This window comes from Neobacillus sp. S1115 (assembly GCF_055385565.1).
Genome location: NZ_AP038275.1, coordinates 3,648,468 through 3,669,822 on the forward strand (window position 1 = coordinate 3,648,468; position 21,355 = coordinate 3,669,822).

Annotated in this window: 20 protein-coding genes and 3 pseudogenes; 6 read left to right on the plus strand and 17 right to left on the minus strand. The window is 37.5% G+C overall.

Features of this window, described 5'->3' with window-relative positions:
• Positions 1-5 precede the first annotated feature (5 nt).
• The 9 genes from ACZ5B7_RS17595 to ACZ5B7_RS17635 form a co-directional block, all read right to left on the minus strand.
• The gene (locus tag ACZ5B7_RS17595) at positions 6-1,364 is read right to left on the minus strand and encodes a CapA family protein (RefSeq protein WP_464490347.1); all 1,359 of its coding nucleotides are present in this window, start codon (positions 1,362-1,364) and stop codon (positions 6-8) included.
• 35 nt (positions 1,365-1,399) lie between these two features.
• Complete coding sequence (locus ACZ5B7_RS17600; protein WP_464490348.1) at positions 1,400-2,779, minus strand: amidohydrolase; 1,380 nt, start codon at positions 2,777-2,779, stop codon at positions 1,400-1,402.
• On the minus strand, positions 2,761-3,816 hold the full coding sequence (locus ACZ5B7_RS17605) for an ABC transporter ATP-binding protein (protein WP_464490349.1): 1,056 nt from the start codon (positions 3,814-3,816) through the stop codon (positions 2,761-2,763). The genes ACZ5B7_RS17600 and ACZ5B7_RS17605 overlap by 19 nt, the downstream gene beginning before the upstream one ends.
• Entirely contained in the window at positions 3,806-4,807 is a 1,002-nt protein-coding gene (locus ACZ5B7_RS17610; RefSeq protein ID WP_464490350.1) for an ABC transporter ATP-binding protein, read from the minus strand. The genes ACZ5B7_RS17605 and ACZ5B7_RS17610 overlap by 11 nt, the downstream gene beginning before the upstream one ends.
• A gap of 49 nt (positions 4,808-4,856) precedes the next feature.
• Positions 4,857-5,759 (minus strand): ABC transporter permease, encoded by a 903-nt coding sequence (locus ACZ5B7_RS17615; RefSeq protein ID WP_464490351.1) that lies wholly within the window; start codon positions 5,757-5,759, stop codon positions 4,857-4,859.
• 28 nt (positions 5,760-5,787) lie between these two features.
• Positions 5,788-6,741: an ABC transporter permease gene (locus ACZ5B7_RS17620; RefSeq protein WP_464490352.1), complete on the minus strand. Its 954-nt coding sequence runs from the start codon at positions 6,739-6,741 to the stop codon at positions 5,788-5,790.
• Between the two features lie 178 nt (positions 6,742-6,919).
• Positions 6,920-8,512: an ABC transporter substrate-binding protein gene (locus tag ACZ5B7_RS17625; protein WP_464490353.1), complete on the minus strand. Its 1,593-nt coding sequence runs from the start codon at positions 8,510-8,512 to the stop codon at positions 6,920-6,922.
• 63 nt (positions 8,513-8,575) lie between these two features.
• Complete coding sequence (locus tag ACZ5B7_RS17630; RefSeq protein WP_464490354.1) at positions 8,576-9,832, minus strand: amidohydrolase; 1,257 nt, start codon at positions 9,830-9,832, stop codon at positions 8,576-8,578.
• A gap of 435 nt (positions 9,833-10,267) precedes the next feature.
• The gene (locus ACZ5B7_RS17635) at positions 10,268-10,423 is read right to left on the minus strand and encodes a Fur-regulated basic protein FbpA (protein WP_464494514.1); all 156 of its coding nucleotides are present in this window, start codon (positions 10,421-10,423) and stop codon (positions 10,268-10,270) included.
• A 514-nt stretch (positions 10,424-10,937) separates the two neighbouring features.
• On the opposite strand from ACZ5B7_RS17635, the gene ACZ5B7_RS17640 reads away from it, so the two are divergent.
• Positions 10,938-11,099: a hypothetical protein gene (locus ACZ5B7_RS17640; protein WP_464490355.1), complete on the plus strand. Its 162-nt coding sequence runs from the start codon at positions 10,938-10,940 to the stop codon at positions 11,097-11,099.
• Between the two features lie 61 nt (positions 11,100-11,160).
• On the opposite strand, the pseudogene ACZ5B7_RS17645 reads toward ACZ5B7_RS17640, so the two are convergent.
• Positions 11,161-11,337: pseudogene (locus tag ACZ5B7_RS17645) on the minus strand (lactonase family protein); the annotation flags it as partial.
• A 69-nt stretch (positions 11,338-11,406) separates the two neighbouring features.
• On the opposite strand from ACZ5B7_RS17645, the gene ACZ5B7_RS17650 reads away from it, so the two are divergent.
• The 5 genes and pseudogenes from ACZ5B7_RS17650 to ACZ5B7_RS17670 form a co-directional block, all read left to right on the plus strand.
• The gene (locus tag ACZ5B7_RS17650) at positions 11,407-11,889 is read left to right on the plus strand and encodes a CBO0543 family protein (RefSeq protein WP_464490356.1); all 483 of its coding nucleotides are present in this window, start codon (positions 11,407-11,409) and stop codon (positions 11,887-11,889) included.
• Between the two features lie 528 nt (positions 11,890-12,417).
• Entirely contained in the window at positions 12,418-13,377 is a 960-nt protein-coding gene (locus ACZ5B7_RS17655; protein WP_464490357.1) for a DUF3231 family protein, read from the plus strand.
• Between the two features lie 407 nt (positions 13,378-13,784).
• Positions 13,785-14,000: a hypothetical protein gene (locus ACZ5B7_RS17660; protein ID WP_464490358.1), complete on the plus strand. Its 216-nt coding sequence runs from the start codon at positions 13,785-13,787 to the stop codon at positions 13,998-14,000.
• A 51-nt stretch (positions 14,001-14,051) separates the two neighbouring features.
• Positions 14,052-14,257: pseudogene (locus ACZ5B7_RS17665) on the plus strand (hypothetical protein); the annotation flags it as partial.
• Between the two features lie 4 nt (positions 14,258-14,261).
• A pseudogene (locus tag ACZ5B7_RS17670) lies at positions 14,262-14,576 on the plus strand (Tn3 family transposase); the annotation flags it as partial.
• Positions 14,577-14,672: 96 nt separating this feature from the next.
• Here the strand turns inward: ACZ5B7_RS17670 and ACZ5B7_RS17675 are convergent.
• From ACZ5B7_RS17675 to ACZ5B7_RS17705, 7 genes are all read right to left on the minus strand, one after another.
• Positions 14,673-14,933, minus strand: coding sequence for a hypothetical protein (locus tag ACZ5B7_RS17675; protein ID WP_464490359.1), 261 nt, complete (start codon positions 14,931-14,933; stop codon positions 14,673-14,675).
• 65 nt (positions 14,934-14,998) lie between these two features.
• Entirely contained in the window at positions 14,999-15,274 is a 276-nt protein-coding gene (locus ACZ5B7_RS17680) for a hypothetical protein (RefSeq protein WP_464490360.1), read from the minus strand.
• A gap of 444 nt (positions 15,275-15,718) precedes the next feature.
• Positions 15,719-16,309: a molybdopterin-dependent oxidoreductase gene (locus ACZ5B7_RS17685; protein ID WP_464490361.1), complete on the minus strand. Its 591-nt coding sequence runs from the start codon at positions 16,307-16,309 to the stop codon at positions 15,719-15,721.
• 675 nt (positions 16,310-16,984) lie between these two features.
• The gene (locus tag ACZ5B7_RS17690; protein ID WP_464490362.1) at positions 16,985-17,128 is read right to left on the minus strand and encodes a hypothetical protein; all 144 of its coding nucleotides are present in this window, start codon (positions 17,126-17,128) and stop codon (positions 16,985-16,987) included.
• Positions 17,129-17,260: 132 nt separating this feature from the next.
• Positions 17,261-17,551, minus strand: coding sequence for a hypothetical protein (locus ACZ5B7_RS17695; protein ID WP_464490363.1), 291 nt, complete (start codon positions 17,549-17,551; stop codon positions 17,261-17,263).
• A gap of 351 nt (positions 17,552-17,902) precedes the next feature.
• Positions 17,903-19,279: an allantoinase AllB gene (allB, locus tag ACZ5B7_RS17700; RefSeq protein ID WP_464490364.1), complete on the minus strand. Its 1,377-nt coding sequence runs from the start codon at positions 19,277-19,279 to the stop codon at positions 17,903-17,905.
• A 488-nt stretch (positions 19,280-19,767) separates the two neighbouring features.
• Positions 19,768-21,171, minus strand: coding sequence for an NCS1 family transporter (locus tag ACZ5B7_RS17705; RefSeq protein WP_464490365.1), 1,404 nt, complete (start codon positions 21,169-21,171; stop codon positions 19,768-19,770).
• Positions 21,172-21,355 lie beyond the last annotated feature (184 nt).

Sequence of the window (21,355 nt, forward strand, 5' to 3'; positions counted from 1 at the left end):
TTTTTCTAGACAAATTTCACTTCTGGTTTCTCTCTCTCAGCGGTTGCTTGCCCATAAATCCGGCCAATTCCATCTTCGATGATGATATTGGTACCAAACGGTTTCGATAAATCTTGAAGCCTTTTTAGGATGGATTCATTCTTTGTAATTTCCGGGAATCCATTTTGATGGCGCTTCTTTCCATGAGAAAGTTCAAGCGGATATAAGGTTATTTCGACTAACTCTCCGTCTTCCATGGTCCAGAAGGGAAGGACGGACTCCATCATTTCCAGTATACTCAATAATCCTTTTGTGCCGTTATGGGATTTCTTGTCCATTGCCTTCATCACGCCATATTCATTAGGAATATTATGGTTATCATAAAAATCCTGCGGCAGGGCATCCAGTGTTTCATTTTGAAAAATAAAGTTTCCTAGACTATGAAAAATCGGTCTTCCCCGGTATATTTCAATGCCTCTCAATGTATGCGGCCCATGGCCAATGACACTATGGGCACCGGCATCAATAAATCGTTTCGCAGCTTTTCCTACAAAATCAGCTGCGATTCGTTTATTCGTCCCCTTCATTTCATGGGCATGAAAGTTAACCATTACATAATCTGCTTGTCTTAGGGCATCATCGATCACTCCTTCAATACGTTTCATGTCTTTTTCATTAGGTTCGGTTACGAGGCACTGTTCCTCCCCGACTTCAAATAACATCTGGTAGCCGTATTGATCTCTTCCAAAAGGTAAAATTCCTTCAGGAAATGGAAGCATGAATGCTTCATTGATGGACATTTGGGTGAAGGCATTTACCTCTGTTTTATCGGCAATGTTTTTTAACACCGCAAGTTCTTCAGAGCTAATCATATGTTTACGAACATGGCGAAGACCATTAATTCCCGGTCTTCCTTTGATATTATGCCTTTGTTCTGTGGCCATGTGGGTCAAATGAGAAACAACCGAAACGGAAATAAATCCAATACGGCCAGCGGTTGTATCCAGGAAAATCGGCTTTCCTGCTTCATATAAGTTCTCTCCGGTACCTGTATGAAGTATGCCTGCTTTATCCAGATGACGGTTCGTTGCTTCGAGTCCGTCATATCCATAGTCAAATGCATGATTATTTGCAGTGCCAACAAGATTAAAGCCATAGGCTTTTAGATCATCTAAACGATCGGGTGTCGTTCGGATGTGCGTACCGCCTGGAATGGCTCCAGGGGTACCTTCATTTTGCAAAATACTAATTTCAAGATTTGTGATTCTTCCATCCGCTTGTTTGATAATTTTTTCAATCGCTTGAAAGCTTTCCTCCTGATAACTTGGAATTCGTCGTGTAGGTAAATAATCCCCTGTGGCTGCAAATGAAATCGTACTTTTCATCGTTTGGCACCCCTTATCCTTAGTTAGGAAAAAACTTATACTAATGCCTTTTTAACATTCAGTTTAGTAGAGTTTAATACCACTTGGGCTAATGCCTTTACGCCAATCTTCATACCAAGTTCATCAATATCAAATTTTTCATTATGATGACCGGCTGCAATGGTTGTTCCCACGACACCGTAGGTTGCCAATCCCCCGTTGCTTTTGACCTTTTCCATCATGTAGGTCGCATCTTCAGAGCCCGAACTTTCATTTGAAAGTAAATGAACTTGATTGATTTCTTCTATATTTCGAATGGATTCTTGAACAAATTCTGCCAATTCCTCACTACAATCTACCGACTTGGCTTCCCCGACGATGTCAATGTTTACCTCCACCTGATGAGCCATTGCTGTTCCTTTTAGAATATTGATGGCATTGGCTAAGATATATTCATTCACTTCAGGGGTATCACCTCTGGTTTCAATCTTAAGTTTTGCAGAGGACGGAATAATATTTCTTCCTGTTCCTGCGTTTAAGACACCAACGTTGATTCGTGAATTACCGTCGCCATGGCGGGGAATTGCGTGTAAGTTAAGGACCGCCGATGCAGCAGCAAGTAAGGCATTTCTGCCTTCTTCCGGACATTTGCCTGCATGGGAAGCGACTCCTGTAAAGGTAACATCGATTTTCGTGGTGGATAGGTAGCCGTTATTTGCGCATACATACTCTCCCAACGGCACACCGGTGCCAATATGATTGGCAAGGAAAACGTCCACATCATCTAGAACACCAGCCGCCACCATTGACTTTGCTCCGCGGACGCCCTCTTCTGCCGGCTGAAAAATCAGTTTAATTTTCCCTGAAAGTTGATCCTGAATTTGCGAAAATAATTTCGCCAATCCTAATCCAATTGAGGTATGGGCATCATGACCGCATGCATGCATCATTCCTTCATTCACCGAACGAAATCCCATTGCAGCGGGTACATGCTCAGGAACGTTGGCTTCCACTAAATCTAGCGCATCCATATCAAATCGCAGGCCAATTGTTGGACCAGGGCGCTTGGTATCCAGAATACCTACCACACCGGTATGACCGCCTTTTACATATTCCAGCCATTTTTCATTCGCTCCTTGCTTCAGTGCCCGTTGTTCATGCTGCCGTAATATCTCCTCTGGTGGAACACCCATTCTTGCATTGGTGTCAATGACTTGTTTCCCAATCTTCACATCATATCCCCATGCTTCGAGCTTTTCAGCAACTAATGAAGAAGTGCGAAACTCAAGCCAGCCCGATTCGGCATATTTATGAAAATCCCTTCTCCACTCCAGCATCTCAGAATAAATTTCTTCTACTAAACCATTAATCTCTGCGTTCATTTCATCACCCATTTCAGATAATTTTTTAGTTGCGATTAATCTAGTAAATGGCATGCCACAAAATGTCCTGGTGCCTTCTCTACTCTTTTTGGAACTGCTTGTTTACAGATGTCTGTTGCTAAAGGACAACGAGTATGAAAGTTGCACCCTGAAGGAGGATTAATAGGAGAAGGAATTTCTCCTTTTAAGATAATCTTTTCTTGTTTAATTTTTGGATTTGGATGCGGAATGGAAGATAACAATGCCTTGGTATACGGATGAAGCGGATTGGCAAAAAGTTCATCTGTTTCGGCTTCCTCGACCATTTTCCCCAAGTACATGACACCAATTCGATCGGAAATATGTCTTACTACACTTAAGTCATGTGCGACAAATAAGTATGTCAGCCCAAATTCTTCCTGTAAATCCTCGAGAAGATTAATGATCTGTGATTGGATGGATACATCAAGTGCCGAAACTGGTTCATCACAGATGACAAGCTTTGGGTTCACTACTAATGCACGCGCCAGACCAATCCTTTGCCGCTGACCGCCAGAAAATTCATGGGGAAAGCGATAATAAGTGTCTGCATGCAAGCCTACTTTTTCGAGAATGTCGAATACCCTTTCCATCCGTTCTTGACTGTTGCCAATATTGTGAATCACCATCGGTTCTGCAATGCTGTCTCCAATCCTTTTTCGAGGATTCAACGAGGAATAAGGGTCCTGAAACACCATCTGTAAATTTTGCCGTTGTTTTCTAAACTCTGAGTTTGATAGTTTAAAAATATCTGTTCCCCCAAAAAACACTTCGCCATCCGTAGGGTCAGTCAGCCGTAAAATGGTACGGCCTAGTGTACTTTTACCGCAGCCAGACTCGCCCACCAATCCATATGTCTCGCCTTCATATAAATGAAAGGTCACATCATCCACTGCTTTTACATATTTTTTGGTGACACCAATTGAATTTTTCACCGGGAAGTATTTCTTGATTCCTTTAATATCAAGAAGCTTCTCTCTTGCAATCTCTATTCTTGGCTGGGCTTTAAAGGCGGCGGTTCCATAAGAACCGTTCCCATTCTCTCTGTCCAGTTTCAATGCTTCATGTTGCATTCGATACAGCCCCCTTTATTGTTTGATAATGCCAGCACTTAATTTTTTTATTGTCATCCAGCGTTTCTAACTCTGGCTTTTCATTCATGCATTTTGCATCTGCAAAGGGGCACCTTGGAGCGAATCTGCATCCTTTTGGAATTTCATTTAGGGACGGAACCATTCCTTTAATAATGGAGAGTTTTTTATTGCGATCGCCAGAAAGCTGGGGTATCGAGCTGATTAATCCTTGTGTATAGGGATGAAGCGGATTTTCGAATAAGGATTCGACATCTCCTTCTTCCACCACTTCCCCTAAATACATAACGGCTACACGTGTACAATGCTGGGCCACCACACCCAAATCATGGGTAATCAGCATAATACCCATATTTAATTTTTGTCTCAGACTGTCAATGAGTTCCAAAATTTGTGATTGGATTGTCACGTCCAATGCTGTAGTCGGTTCGTCTGCAATCAACAGTTTGGGCTGACAGGCAAGGGCAATGGCAATCATGACCCGCTGCCGCATCCCGCCTGAAATTTGATGAGGATATTCATGAACCCTTTGTTCAGGTGCCGGAATGCCAATTAGTTTCAACATTTCAATTGCCCGTTTAAAGGCATCTTTCTTCGATAGTTTCTGATGGAGCATAATCGGCTCCATGATCTGATCGCCAATTGTAAACACAGGATTGAGAGAACTTAAGGGGTCTTGAAAGATCATAGAAATGTCATTTCCCCTTATCTTCCTCATTTCTGAGTCCGATATTTTTAAAAGGTTTTTTCCTTCAAAATTAATTTCACCATCGTAGGTCGTTACCCCTTTTTCTTCAAACAATCGCAAAATTGACTGTGCTGTCACACTTTTTCCGCATCCAGATTCCCCAACAATGGCTAATACTTCACCACGATCGACATGAAAGGAAATCCCATCGACTGCGGTAACCTTTCCTCTTTCGGTACGGAAATGAGTCTTAAGGTTGTTTACTTCTAATAAGTGGTTTCCCATTATTCGTATCCCCCTTTCAAAACTAGTTCTTCAAACCTAGCTTGTTCAATTATTTCTTGGCATGGTTTGTATGCGGGTCTAACAAGTCTCTCAACCCATCACCAAACAGGTTCAAGCCTAATACGCTTAAAATAATGGCCAACCCTGGGAAAAAGGTCATCCACCAAGCATTAAAAATAACCAATTTGCCATCAAAAAGGATGTTGCCCCAGCTTGGGTCCGGTGCTGGTACACCCACACCTAAAAAGCTCAAACCGGCTTCAATAATAATCGCATCGGCGAAGATAAAAGTAGAGTAGACAATTAACGGGGATAGTGTATTTGGTGCTATATGCCCCCAAATAATTCTCATGGAGGAAGCCCCTTGTGCCTTCATCGCTTCAATATAGGTTTGTTCTCTTACTACTAACGCTGCTGATCGTACTACCCGAGCAACATAAGGGGTAAATACTGCGGCCAATGCAATAATGACATTATCAATTTTCGTTCCTAACGCTGCCATTAATGCGATTGCTAATAAAATAGCAGGAAAAGCCATTAATCCATCACAAATCCTCATTAAAACATGATCTAGTACCTTATAGTAAGCGGAATATAAACCGATAATCATGCCTAATACCGATGTAATGATGGCAACAGAAAGTCCAACACCCATAGATGCCCTTGCCCCATATACGACTCGTGCAAATAAGTCCCTACCTAGGTTATCTGTTCCAAAAAGATGTTCTGCACTTGGAGCTTTTAATCTGCTAGTTACTACCATTTCATAGGGAGTATAGGACGAAAGTAAAGGGCCCAATAAGGTAACCAGTAAAGTAAAAAGGATAATGATACTTCCGGTGACCGTTAATTTATTGGAAAAAAACCGGCGGACAAACAAACGTCTCCGTTCTCGGTTAATATCTCGTCTAAAATCGATCAAATTTCGTCTCTTTTCAACAGCTACTTCCATTCGATTCCCTCCAGTCAGAGCAAATTTTTTACGATTCTTTCTTTAGTCGTACCCGTGGGTCGATGACTCCATAGAGTAAGTCAACTAATAAATTGATCAAAACATAGGTTAAAGTAACCATTAAAACCGTACCCTGGATGACCATGTAGTCTCTTCGTTCAACGGAATTGATGATTAATTGGCCAATGCCAGGAATATTAAACACAGTCTCGGTAACGGCAGCTCCGGCAACAAGCGTTCCAAAGGTTTGCCCAATGACTGTTAAGATTGGGATAAACGCATTTCTTAAAGTGTGCTTATAGATGACTTTCCTCTCATGAAGTCCTTTTGATCGAGCCGTTTTAATAAAATTTAAATTCAACGTTTCGACCATGGAAGACCGAGTCATCCGTGCAATAAGTGCGGCTTGGCCGGTACCTAAGGCAATAGCTGGCATGATCAGATATTTAATATGTTCCCAAAATCCGGCGCTCAAAGGCTGATACCCGGCTACCGGAAGCCACCTTAAGTTAATTGCCAAAATAATAATTAAAAATAATCCGAAGAGGAAATGGGGGATAGATATGCCCAGCAAGGAAAGACCCATAAACGTTTGGTCAGTCGCAGTTCCCCGCTTTCTAGCAGCCATAATTCCTAAAGGCAAGGCAATAAGAATAGCTGTAATTTGAGACAAAATGGCTAATGATATGGTCGGACCAAGATGTTCTAGTATCGCCTCCGTTACCGGTTTATCCATAAAAAATGAATCTCCCAAGTTTCCTTGGAAAACACCTTCAACCCAATGGAAATATTGCTGGTAAACGGGGTCATTTAGTCCTAGCTCCTCTTGCAATTGCTTGACATCTTCGTGACTTGCTTCAGGACCAAGTATCACGGCTGCAGGGTCTCCTGGTGTTAAATGGATAATCATGAAAACGACAATCGAAACAATGAGAAGAACTGGAATAAGAGAAAGAATTCTTTTTAAAATATACGATTTCAAATCAAACAAGCCTCCTTTTGCAGAGTATGTAACGGAAGATAACAAACAGGGTTTATAATAGTAAAGGGCAAACCTCACTGCACAATTTCCAGATTGAGTTGTTTGAATACCCTTCCGGTCTTTGTTTTACTCGTGAGGTCACCCCTTACTAGTCAACCTCTTGTTATCCAAGAAGTTATTATTTTGTTAGACTTGTATTCCATAGGATCATACCTTCAAAATAAGTGTTTCCTTTGATTTCGTTATTTCGATAAACATGGAAGGTATAATAATCACCGATTTTAATGTAAGGTACATACTCTTTCCAAGCATATTCCTGCATTTCTTCCCATTTGGCAAAAGCATCCTTATCAGACGCAGCGGTACGAATTTGTTCTGTGTATTGTTGAAGTTTCTCATCCACCGGCCAGCCTGGGTAATTAGGGTCTAATGGTAACGTTTGAGTTGGCAATGATACTGGGGAAAATCCAGTAATAAATGCATCCCATGCAGCTGGATCATTCCGTTTCGAAGTTAATGTAGCCCAGTCTACAACGTCCAATTTCACCTTAATTCCAATCGCTTCTAACTCTTCCTTCAAGACAACAGCAGAATTATAACTATACTCATAATCCCTGGTTGTTAAAATACGGATCTCTTCTCCGTTATAGCCTGATTCACTAAGTAACTGTTTAGCCTTTTCTTTATCGTTTTGGTTATAATACTTTTTCCCTGCATCTGTGTACCATTTCTTCTGGTCTTTATACATTAATCCATTATCTAATCGGTAAAATTTCTTATTCCCATACGCTCCAATCAATACGTCTTCATTATTAATACCTGTATTGACTGCCTGACGAAGTTTTTCGTCCGTAAATGGCCCTTGTTTTTTGTTAAATACGAAGGACAAACCCCCATATAAATTTAAGATTGGTTTCATATCAGTGGAACTGCTAATTTGTTCATAGTTATCAGAAGGGATTTGATAAGCAATTTGATATTGACCTGTTGTAATTCCACCGAGTCTAGTAGAGCTATCTGTAACAACTTCAAAAACAATGTTATCTACCAAAGCTTCCTTTTTACCTGCTAATCCATCAGATGGTGCATCTACAGGCTTGTAATCATCATATTTTGCCACTTTAATATATTGGTCTTGTTTCCATTCAACAAATTTAAATGGTCCAGTCCCGACAATGTCGGTTATCCCATCCTTTGGAGCATTATCAATAATTTCTTTCGGCATGATGGCTGCAAACTGGTTGGTGGAAGCAATGACATCTAATACACCAATGGTCGGCTTTTCAATTTTTAATTGAACCGTATATTTATCTACTTCTTCAAATTGTCCTTTTCCAATCGCATTAGCAGCTCGTGTTGATTTGGTTAACCAGCGGTTCATCGATGCAACTACATCTTCTGCTGTCATCTCTTTACCGTTATGGAATTTAACCCCTTGTCTTAATTTGAAAGTATAAGTTAAACCATCCTCACTTACGTCATATGATTCTGCTAACATCGGTTGCACTTCATAATCCGGGTTTAACACTAGTAAGGTTTCAAAGATGTGTCTGGAGATTTCTTTGGTAGCAGTGGTGGTAGAGATTTGAGGATCTAATGTTGGCGGCTGAGCATCAATCCCAACGTGAAGATCTCCCCCTTTTTTGGTTACAGCCTCACCGCTAGCGGATTTCGTTTCTTTGTCTGAATCACTACTGCAGCCGATTAAGGCCATTGAGAGCAATAACAGACTTGTGATTAACCAACTGAGCTTTTTAAACCTTTTTGTCATAAATAAACCCCCTTTTTTATATAAAAATTCGGAAATCGGTATGTTGAATTTAGAACTATTCTTCTAAGTTAACATCCGTTTTCCAATTCTTACTAAAAGTTGAACAGCTAGCGGCAGAACAGCCTCATCAATATCAAATTTGTGATGATGGTGCGGCGCCGGTAATGGGGAACCAATATTCATGTAAGTTCCCTTTCCTCCTCTATCTTGAACCCTATTAATAAGGAAAGAAGCATCTTCACTGCCTAGGCTAATGTCACAATCTTCTTTGAAAGATGTAAACCCCTCTATTTGCTTTGCCTCTTCGAGCACTACCGAAACCAACTCTGAATCAGGTTGGATTGTAGTCGCTTCGCCAATCATGTCTATCTTAGATGTTAATCCGTGCATCAGTGCACTATGTTCTACAATGGACTTCACCCGTTCTTCTAGTTCGTCTTTTATTTCTGCTTTATCAGAACGGACATCAATGACCATGGAAGCTTCGCTCGGAATAATATTTGCCGCTGTTCCGCCTTCTAATATTCCTACATTCACCCGAGTGGTCCCACCGCTGAAACGAGGGATGGCATGGATATTTAATAGAGCTGTAGCTGCTCCTAGTAAGGCATTGCGGCCTTTTTCAGGCGTACCGCCAGCATGGGATGGAACACCGTAAAAATAGGCCTTCATTTTGGAAGAGGCTAAAAATTTTGAATTTCCTCCATGAACTTCACCTAGTGGCAAATCTAATCCAAGGTGGGAGCAAAACAGAAAGTCCACGTCATCGACAATCCCTTTTTGGGACATCGCATATCCGCCTCGTCCTCCTTCTTCTGCAGGTTGAAAAATTAGTTTCAAGGTACCAGCAAACTCTCGGTCTGCTAATCTTTCAGCTAGTAACAGCCCCATGGCCGTATGGCCGTCATGCGCGCATGCGTGCATAATTCCAGAGTTTTCAGAGGAGAATTTTTCCGCGTACGGATAATGATCCTCTTCCCTGCTCTCATGAATAGGTAATGCATCCATATCAAATCGGAAAGCTACTGTAGGCCCTTCCTTTTTTCCTTTTAATTCTCCTACGACTGCAGTATTGCCGCCTTTCATTTTTTCAATTATTTCCGGATTGGCACCGAATTCTATTGCTCTTGTATACGCCTCGTCCAATTCTCGTTTAGATGGAACCCCACGACGAGAGTCAGAATCGATTGCATCCTCGCCATATAAAACGTTAAACCCTAAAAACTTTAGGACCTCAACCACTTTTGAAGCGGTTCTGAATTCAGTAAAACCCAATTCAGGATAACGATGAAAATCTCTTCTTAAATCTATGACATTCACGAAAAACCTCTCCTTATCTCTTGAAAAATAAGTAAAATAATGTTAATAATTAGAGTCATGTAAGATATTTTGACAATAGTATTTTGATTTATTAGAATATTAACAAAGTTAAGATAATAAATAAAATTAGTTTTATAAATATTGATAATGAGTTTTTTTAATCATTGACTTAATAGAATAGAATTTTAAACTGAATTCTATTCTTGCTTAAGAAAAAGCGTTTCTGCTTTGTACAGAAACGCTTTTTTGTTTAATTTATTTATTCGCTTTTATAGTAGAAATTTCTAACTGTTGATAAATAAAAATAATCCGCCCCAATTACGTTTGGAGCGGATTATTTTCTTTACCAATTTGGATATTAATGGTTTATTGTACTTTGTTCTCGCTTGGAATGGTTTTTATATTGGTTCCGCCTAGCCTACAATAAAAACAAGGTCATTCATGCCCATAGAATTTATACTCTTTTTCAAGCTCATTCAATGTCAACTCATATAGATGCTTGTTATTTTTTTTATAAATTCCTTGTTTAATGAGCTTGTTAATTAAATGCTTCTTTTTTAACTGAACAGCGTTTCGTAGTATATTTCCGATTTTTTATCACCTCTATTTATAGAAGAAGCTGGCAATCATGATTAGGTTTGAGACACGGAATTTTATGTTCCCTGTATGTTTATTAGCCAAACAAGCCTTTATAAACTTCCTTTTTTGACTTCTGAACCGATTTTTCATAAAGTATCAACCCTTTCTATTATTTTTTAATTTATTTGGCTTCGGCCTTGTGTTTATTTTCTTTAATTCTCGTTTTTTTATCACTGTACTGATTTAAAACTACTATCACTTCCCTCCTTTCCAGATAAATTATTATCTCTACTCCGTTCCCCTTGACTGTTGCCATTATAGACAAGCAATCTATTAAAATATGTCGATTTATCTGGTATTATTAACTCTTAACTAAATTGATAACTCTCTTTAAAAAAAGAAAAATATGTAAACAAGTTGTAGCCTATTCTTAAACTTTGGTCCTACGTTTAAAATGGGGAAAAGTACAAGCACTTTCAATTTTTTCACATATATTAATGAAAAGATTCGAGGTGGACGATGGAAAATGGAGATAGTTGTTCTGTTTACTATTGAGGAGGCAGAGACCCGAATCCAAAACAGGATCAATGAGATCATAAATAACAACGATCAACCAAATTATGAAAAACTCCCTGGGCTCATTGATGCCTTAAAAATAATACTAGAATGCAAAAAAGCGGAGAATTAATTTATTCTCCGCTTTTTTGCATTCTATTAACCATTTGATTACGGCCACAAGATTTTACCACAACTGCAAGTAGAAAACGTCCATCACGGGACAAAGTTAGGGCGCCTTGTGACGCTAAGGGGTCGACGCCATCGTTTTGCTGTTGCAGTAGAGACCTCGCTTGTACCAGTACCTCTACCATAAGTTGGGTAGGCACCCACAAGGTGAGCATTCCATTCATGTCCCTGTAAAAGGCAATTTTACCTTAAACAAAAATTGAATTAATCAATTCTAAAAGTAAAAACTATTGATTAAAGGAGGATAATTAATGAAATACAAAGCAGAGAAAACTATCGAAATTTCATCCTGGATAATTGTGTCATTATTATTAATAATATTGACACCAAAAAATAAAATTCGTGAATCAATAGTTGTATTTTTATTTAAACAAGTACTAACATGGATTTTTGGATTACTAGTGGCAGAAAAAAACTTAATTTCCTATCCATATCGCTTTTTTTTCAAAAAAGCAAATAAAGCTTCTTTTTCATTTGAATACTTTATATATCCTGGACTGTGCGCTTTATTTAGTTTGTACTATCCAAAAAATAAATCTAACCTTTTAAAAATCCTGCATTGCTTTATTAGTACTTCTGTAATAGTCATCTTTGAAATAATTGCAGTGAAATATACAAAATTAATTAAATATAAAAAATGGACTTGGTATTGGAGTTTTATAACAATTTGGATAACTGATTACTTAACACAAGCTTTTCACAACTGGTTTTTTAAAACTAAATTCCATGAATAAAAAGGGGCAGTTAGACTGTCCCTTGTATTAAGTTAAATGCACGATATCAGTCAAGTGCTATAAAAGATAGGACTCGATTTTTAACTCTCTTGTACCACTCCACGTTACTTTACTAAGAAAAGCTGTCAGAATTGGCAGCCCTAATTATTTAGGTTACCCTTTAATTTATCAAATTTCTTTAAAAGTCCGACAAAAACTCTAATTGTAAACATTGTGAAAGTACACGATCCGAAAGTGTGGAAAGGTGTCCATTTATTCCATTTGAATAATCCACAATTCTTTTCAAAGTACCATTGACCGATACTCATGGGGACAGTAAATAGCAAACTTTTCAACATCAATATTCTTGAATCATTATATTACCAACATCAGTTTGGTCGGATATATAAAATGTTGTTCCTTTTCGAAAGGTTAAATCCCATACAATGAAACTCTAGTGTATTTAGGAAGAATTACTGATTCATGAATAATCAAGAATTTTTTTTGACAAAATAAAAAAAGAATTTGAGTCTTTAGGGGGTATAAAAAATGAACGTAAATGAATTAGGTTTCCTTTGGTACTTACAATCAAGTTCAAATATGATGAATCTTTTATTAAAATATCTTAATGAAACCTCTGAGGATACCGATTTAAGGAATATTTTAAATGAAATATATGAAATCTCTACATATCAAGAACAAGAGGCTACTCATTTATTGTCTGAGGAAGGTTATAAAGATACACCGTTCTTCGGGGAAGATGATATATATAATTCAACAACAAAGCTATTTTCAGATCAATTAATTATAGAGATCTTAAAGCATATAACGAGTAATGGATTACTAGCGCTTGCTGTTCAATATGTTGAATTAACAGATTATAAAGTAAAAAATTTTTATAAAAAACTACTTATTGATGTAATTCAATTAGATCTATCTTTATTAAAATTGCTTAATGATAAAAATTTATTACAAAATAATTCGTTCTCTTATAAAAAAGCAGATGAAAGGGATGGGAAACTATTCAAAGTTGCATCAACTCAGCAACGACCACTTAATGCGGTAGAATTGGCAAATATGTTCGGTGCCCTTCAATGTAACAATGTTGGAATTGCTCTTTGTACCGGTTTTTCCGAAGTCGCAGAGGATATGGACACAAAGAAATTTATACTAGAAGGGAAAAAGTTAGCATTTTATCAATCAGCCTCTTTATCCGATATCTATAGAGAAAATGGAATTCCAACTACAACTGGACTAGAGGCTCACGTTAATAAAGTAAAGGAATCACCTTTTTCAGATAAATTAATGGCAAACTTAATAATGTTCCTTAATCCAGTAAGTATAACCCATCTACAAAATGCAATGGTATCCAGTTATAAAAAGGATCATATAGATTCTTTAAAGGAACTAATCAAGATGATTGAAAACTACTCAGAAAAAGGGCTGAAGTTATTAATAAGGAAAAATTGGTTTAATGAACCACCTGTGTCTAATTGGTCACATAAATAGAAACGACGGCAGGTGTTAATCAAGAAATAGAAACTTCTCGGCACATAGGCAAGTTACACGAATTCCATAGGCGACACTCACAGCGTCATGCCCCCCCAAGTGAGCAGACGTACAGCCGCGATTTCACAGATGGATTTTTCGGAAAAGGTTAAAAATTAGCAGCGTAAGAAATCATTTGTATTTCTTTCAACCTAAAAAGAGCATTATGCCTAAAACCCTTTCTATCGTATTCAGTCAAGTCGCTCTAATAAAAGAATAAAAAAAGTTCTTAACTGATTCCCAGAACACGGCTGATGGTCCAAATAAAAATATTTACAAAAATAATATAAACAATTAACTTACCAGTTCCGAAATCTTGAGAAACAGAAATTACAACTTCAACATACTCTTCTTTTTCCGGTAAGTTAATGATGTATCATATCGGTTTATTATTTCAAGCTGCACAAAACTATCATTGGGCAGGACTAGCATCAGCCATGAGTACAGGCATTGTGACAGCTTATGAGGGTACTAATCTCAAAAATCTTCTCGAACAAAGAAATGGTTTAATATTATGGTACAAAAAAATGGTTAGAACACCCTCACTTGCTCCTAACAGAGAAGAAATTGCCAAAGAAGTCTAATAAGCATAATTGCTGGGGTATTAAGTGAATAAGAGCATATTTGAAAAATTAATGTGGAGCATTGCACTTCCTGGATTTGGACAGTATTTAAACGGTAAGTATTAAAAGGCACAGTTTTATTAATACTTGAAATTCTTATAAATATACAATCCAATTTCAATCGGATTATACTTATGAGTTTTCACAGAGAAATTGCCAATGCATTAAAATATGCGAACTATCAGTGGTTGATGTTTTATCCTTGTTTGTACTTTTTTCTATACTGATTTAAACATAGAAGAGCATTTCTCAGACACAAGTGGCCTAAACTGATCAAATTTTTGGATTAACTCATCTATTAGGATTTAAGATTGCTCCAAGGATAAGAGATCTATCAGACTCAAAGCTATATACAATAAACAAGGCAAGCGATTATCCAAAATTAGAGTCCATATTACGTGGTCAAATAAATACAAAAGTAATTAAAGAAAATTATGAGGATGTTTTGCGACTAGCTCAATCTATAAGAGAGGGACTGTCTCAGCATCACTTATTATGGGAAAACTAGGTTCTTACTCTAAACAAAACAGCTTAGCCACCAAATTTAACAGCCCGATTTTCGATAATTTTTAGCTATGAATTTTGCAGCATTGTCAAAATGGTCAACACTTTAGTCTGAAATGTAGATATATATCATCCATCATAAACCTCTCTTTTTTTCTCTTCTTCCTCGAAGATTTCGTCAGTAACTTTTTCTATTTGAATATTGTTAGGTCGGAGAAAATTTATGGTTTCGTGCTCTTCATCAAATTGCTGAACAATACCTACCATGGTTGGATATTTTTGAATATGCTCTTCATAGCATGATTGAAAGTCTTCGCCCAAAACGAGGATTTCCTTTTTATGGCCACCAATTTCATTATCTTCTATATATGAAATAATAAATTCTTTCATAATTTCCTCCTTAAAAAACAGATTTTGTGAAAATTTGGAAATAAAAAAGCACTTAGGGAAGCCTATTATTCATTTATATCTAATCCAGATAAATTTAAAGAAAGTTCATCTAATACTAAAAACACACAACCAAAAACGGTTCTGTAATCGATATAGTCGCCTTCAACTTCAACATTTATCTCAATAATATTCCTTTTATTATGTATGTATTTTTCTTCAAATTGATTAAAATTAATACTTTTAACAGATACACTAATTTCCTCTAAAGATTTTTTTAGCTCTCTTTCAAATATTGAATTATTAAAGTTTTCCCTGAAGAAAAGACGAATAGTAAATTTCATTTCAAATCCTCCTTCTACTTATGATTTGCCAAATCTTCCTTACTTAACCTTTTTTCGAATAACTTGTGTATCTTTTATCCCATTTAATTTATTCAAACTGTAACGTAAGCGAATAAAAAAAAGCAATCTTCTAAGGATCGCTCATTTTACATTATTGCACCCGTTTGTGAACAAAATGAGTTGTTTTCTTTCAATTTCTGTCCACTATTGACTTTGAATTAACTATTAGTCTTTATTAACAATGTAAATAGATCCTCAATGAGAAAAATACTACGGTTTTTCTTTCTGTTTTTGTTTTTGTCGTTCTTCCATTCAGAATAACTGGAATCCATTCTTCTTCCATTAACCTGCACCGTTACAAAAAAATGGCCTTGCTTTTTTATTAGAAGCAAAGTATCAAAAGTTTAAGTACTTCTCACCCTCCTTTTTGTTTCGTAGCCTATGTTAACGGTACCGCTCTTCTTTAAATGGATTTGCTGTCATCGAATAGCCAAGCTCTTCCCAAAAACCAGCCTCGTCTACTTTCATAAACTCAATCCCTGAAACCCACTTTGAGCCTTTCCATAGATAAAATACTTCTGGTGGAATAAACCTTAGTGGATAACCATGTTTTTGATCAATATCCTGCCAATCATGATTTTTATCCTTCCAACGGTAAACAAACAAAGAATCGTCCCCTAATAAAGGCTCTAGCGGCAGGTTTGCAGAATAACCAAATCTGTCCCCATTGTAGTAACCGTAAATCTTAATGTATTTTACACCTTCATTAATTTCAATAAATTTCAATAACTCTCTAAGTGCAATTCCTTCAAAAGTTGTATCAAATTTAGACCAGGTGGTAACACAATGCATGTTAACGCTTGATATGGTCTTGGGAAGCTCCATGATTTCCTTATAGGATAAGGACTTTTCTTCCTTCACTTCACCAAAAAGCCTGAAATTCCATGTGATTTCATTAAACTCGGGAACATCCCCTGTGTGCAGTATTGGCCATTTTTCTGTTTCGAATTGGCCAGGTGGAAGCTGCTTTTTCATCTTACACCATCCTTTTTCATCTTAAACATTAATTAAATCACAGTGCTTTGTATAGTATGCTTCAAAATAATGAAAGCTTAGTCAAAACCGTTATTTGAGATTTACTTAAAATTTGGAACCAGTATATTCCTATAAATTTCCTATTCCACTATCCTGCTAGTTACTTTAATAAGGGTCCCAAAATAATAAATAACTGAATGTTGATTTTACTGTGTTTGAAAAATAAACGGAAAAATTCCGTTTAAATTGGGAAATACCCTTATTTCCTTAAAAATAAAGGAAGTTTTTCCGTTTATTTGATCCAAATCTTTGGATTTTACCTTATTTAGAGCAGTTAATCGGAATTTCTTCGCTTATATTTGCTTATTAAGCTTCCTCTTAATACTTTAGCCGGAAATTCTCCGCCTATGAATTCTCGTACCTATACGAAAATCAACAATGACTATTAACAGAGTCTTTAATTTACCTAATATAGACGCTGTTACCGCACGTCTGTTTCGAAACGCGACAAATTATGGGCAATTTACTAAAGCCCTTCGATGGAAATAGAATAGCTGCAAAGTTCAGCAATTTTAAAAGGGAACACCAGTTAATTGCTGCGGAACTTGTTAAGCAGGAAATCAAAAAGCTGTAGCGGATGCAGAAAGAAGATCAGATATACCTAAGTTGATTATTCTAATTTTTAGTACCTTTTGTTAATTCTTCGCGTAATTTTTTTATCTCTTCTGTTTGGTCTAAGATATTATTATTCACCTTTCTTAAAGCATCATAAATCGCAAAAATTCCCGCAAATATTAAGAATCCGACCAGTAAATCCATTTTCACACCTACTTCAATGAATATATTAAATTAATAATAACCCTAATTGGGTAATTTTGTATTATCAAATTGGACTTTGTCAAAACTAAACTCCCTTTTCAATAAGAATAGGCAGCGCTTACCCTATACTAATTAAAGATTATTTCTTTTTTGCAACGCTTTAACAGCTAAATGTTCTTCATCTTTTTTTACATAAATATCATATTGTGTATTATCCTTAAATCGAGTAATTCGGCTATCAATGCCTCTGTATGGAGTCTCAATTTTTAACTTTATTCCTTCTGTTTTTAATATGGCAATTATCTTAAAGTATTCCTCATTACCGTATGCAGTGTAAATTAATTTCCAATTCCTGTTCCATAAAGTCTGAATTAATGAAATAAAAATGAATACTAAAGCGAGAATACCAACTCCTATATACATTCCGTTTATTCCCCCTGGAACTTCCAATACTATCATTATATTTCTGTAAATATTTTGTAATTCCTAATTGAACTAACCTCTCTCAACAGGATTCACTGCCAGTGGAAAAACTGCCTAACTGATCATTAATAAAACAAACTGGTAAACAGCCTGTCTTAACTGGTCCATTCTTTGTCATTTAGTGGTAAGAACTATGTCAATAGTGGTACATTTGTACATTTCTATGGCTGTAATCACCATTTCTCAAGATGAACCCTGGAGAGTCGGCTCCGCTCTCTATTGCATCCCCACTCCAAACAGAAATGGCGCAGGAATTCTTCCTACACCATTCTTTTATTACAATATATGGATTTAAATTTCTACTAAACTATTTGCGGAAAGATATTTCCCCACTGGTCGACCAACGATTCCTTCTTCAAGATCAAATACAAGCTGTCCTCTCACAAATGTTTTCGTGACACGACAATCAATGGTTCGGCCAATATAAGGACTGTGCTGATGACGGTAATATAAGTCTTCCTTCCTTACCTGATAGGATTGATTCGGGTCAAGCAGGATGATATCCGCATCTTTATCCAATTCAATGCTGCCCTTTTGTTTCAAGTTAAATCTCTTAGCCGGATTTGTGGCAATCAGTTGGGCAAAACGGTGAACCGATAAGCCGCGCTTCTTGACCGCTTCGTCAAACATCAAATCAACGTTATTTTGACAGCCCGAGATGCCTCCAAAGATTTCAAAAATATTGTTGGTGTCACTTTGCTTCATTTCTGGCGGACACGGGGAGTGATCGGATGTTAGGAAATCAATTTTCCCTTCCAAAAGTGCTTCCCATAATTGCTCCTGCTCCGCTTTTTCGCGTAATGGCGGCGCACATTTCGCTACAGGGCCAATTTTTTCAAAGGCTTCTAAATCCATCGTGAAATAGTGGGGACAGGATTCCAACGTGACATCCTGGCCTTCCTCGCGGGCTTTTATTATCTCCTCTACCGCTTGCCTGCTGCTGATATGAACAAAGTGGAGTTTGCATCCCGTTTCTTTTCCTAAAAATAACGCCTGTCTTACAGCATCAACTTCCGCTATAACAGGTCTTGACTCCACATAATCCCTTATCGTTACCTTGCCTTGCTTGATTTTATCTAAGGCATATTGATCTGTGAATTCAGCATTTTCCGCATGTATCGATAAAAAATGCCCCAATTCAGCCAATTTCTTCATGCCTTGATAAAGGGTGTAAACATCCACGTTTTTAAAGTCACCGACTTCATCACTGCCCGTTGTCGCCATGAAGCATTTATATGCGGCAACTCCTTCGTTGGAAAGATCCTCTAAGTCCTCGATGTTCCCGGGTACTAGTCCCCCGTATAGAGCGTAATCCACATAGGCTTTATTTTCCGCACATTTTAATTTACCTCTAAGTGCTTCTTTATTTGTTGTAGCTGGAAGTCCATTTAAAGGCATATCAACAATAGAAGTGGTTCCGCCGGCGGCCAAGGCTTTTGTTCCTGTTTCAAACCCTTCCCAATCTCTCCCCGGTTCACTAAGATGAACGTGGGCATCCACCATCCCTGGCATGACATATTGGCCAGTTGCATCGACATATTCTTTGGCAGAATCGTTAATATGTTGGGATATCTCGATAATTTTGCCATTCTTAATACCGATATCGACTTTTTCAACAGAGTCCTTTAAAACGACACTTCCATTTTGGATCACCAAATCAAACTTCATTTCCCCTCATCCTTTCTATTTATATAAAGACTCTTTTCTAAAACATTGTTGCTTAAGGCTCATTCAAAAAAAATAGAGGGAGAATTTCCCCTTATTTAGGAAAATGGATGTAAATTAGCTGAAATAGAAGGAGGAATTTCCCTTATTTGATTTTAAACCGCTAAAATCGGGAGCTTTTTATTGAATAACGGAAAAACCTCCGCTTATTTTTACTAAATAAGCTCCATTTTGCTAATAACGGAAAAACGTCCGCTTATTTATTACTTCCAAGGGTGCCAACCCATAATCAAGCTTTTTCGCAGAGTGAAGCTCATTCCAACCACTACTTTTTTGCATAACAACAAAGTTTACGAAAACAGCCTATATTAATGTTAAAACACCCTACTCTATTACTCTATTTCGTTTTCCACACTTGTAATCCCAACACCTAAACAAAAACCATGGAGGTGCAGTTTAAGTTCGGTTCAATTGACTTTTAGGTGTTAAATCTATTCTTCAAAAATGGTTCCTTTTTTAAATACAGATTGTTTAAATCCATATTTATTCAGCAAGTAGTAGGAAATTCCGCCCACCACTAATCCAATCGGCCAGCCAAGATCGACGACAGTAAAGGCACTGGCTGCGCCAATGACCATGGCGATCACTGCAGCCATATTTAACCCGCTGAACTGACCATTCGGATTGTATAATTCATTAATATCTACCTTTTTCTTCCGCAATAGGATATAGTCAACGACTAATATTGCCGTGATTGGTGCTAAGAAGGCAGAATAGGTAAGGATAAAGATTCGGAGTCCATCTGATGAACCAGGCTGAATCAATTTCCAAGGGAATGATACCATTGCAAGCAAGCCTGCAATGACGACTGAAACTTTATATTTTACTTTTGTAAACAATTGAATGATGTAAGCTGCCGGAACAATGTTTGCAATCAGGTTAACAGCAACCGCTCCCAGAACAACGAAAACGGAGACGATGAACGTAATATAATCATTGTTAACAATTTTTGCGAATGCTTGAACAGGGTTCGCAAGGCCTGTTGCAGCAGCAAGCATGACGCCAAGACTCATGACCGTAAAATACGTTACCGTAACCGGTGTAAAGTACATTAGAAACCGTTTAGGTGCTGTTACTCCTACTTTTAATTCACGTGAATAATCAGATGCACTTAGGAAAAGCGCGGCGTAGTTTCCAAGGAAGGCCATTGTGAATGACCAGAATGGGAGCCCCCATGTTCCTTTTGCTTCTACCCAGGTTGAATGAATGACTGCACTATGGTCTTTTAAAACTACTACAGCCGCATAAACAAATGATGACATTAGGACGATGGCAATTAGAGAGTTCAACCACTTAATGGTGTGGAAACCTTTTAAAGATAAAACAATTTGGATGACTAGAAGAATAACAAAACTAATAGGAATACTATCAATTTTTCCACCAGTTGCAATTCTGATAATTTCACTTAATCCGGTTGCTCCAATCCACGACTGAAACCCATACCAAACGATTGCAGGAACGCCTCTCAAGATGGACGAAAGAATGGCACCCTTCATCCCAAACGCCATTCTTAAATGAATGACATACGGTACACCATTGCGATAGCCAAAACTGTCATTCATTAGAAAAGCAGCACCGATAATAGTTGTTGCAATAAGCAACGAAACCATCGTTTGCATGAAATTCATGGTTGCGGTTCCAGCCACAACCAATCCCGTTCCAATCGCCATATTTCCTAAACTTACCCCATCCCCTGTGAACGCCAGTCCAAAACTTAGTGGACTCATGATTCTTTTTTCAGGGTCATTTGGCCGTAAACTTTCTTCTACTCCTGTAATGTCATATCCTTGTATTGGTTGACTTTCTTGATTTGGTTGAATTACTGGACTTGTCATCAAAGCTCCCCCTTTATTTTATAAAAGCGATACTTATGACCAGATTTATGTTGAGAATTTCATTCCACCTGAAGTTCCCGTAAAATATGGGTTCTTGCTAGTCCATCCACACCACTTTCTTATGGCAACTCATTGATTCTTGTATGTGCTCATACATCTTTATAAAGCGTTTTCATTCTATGCT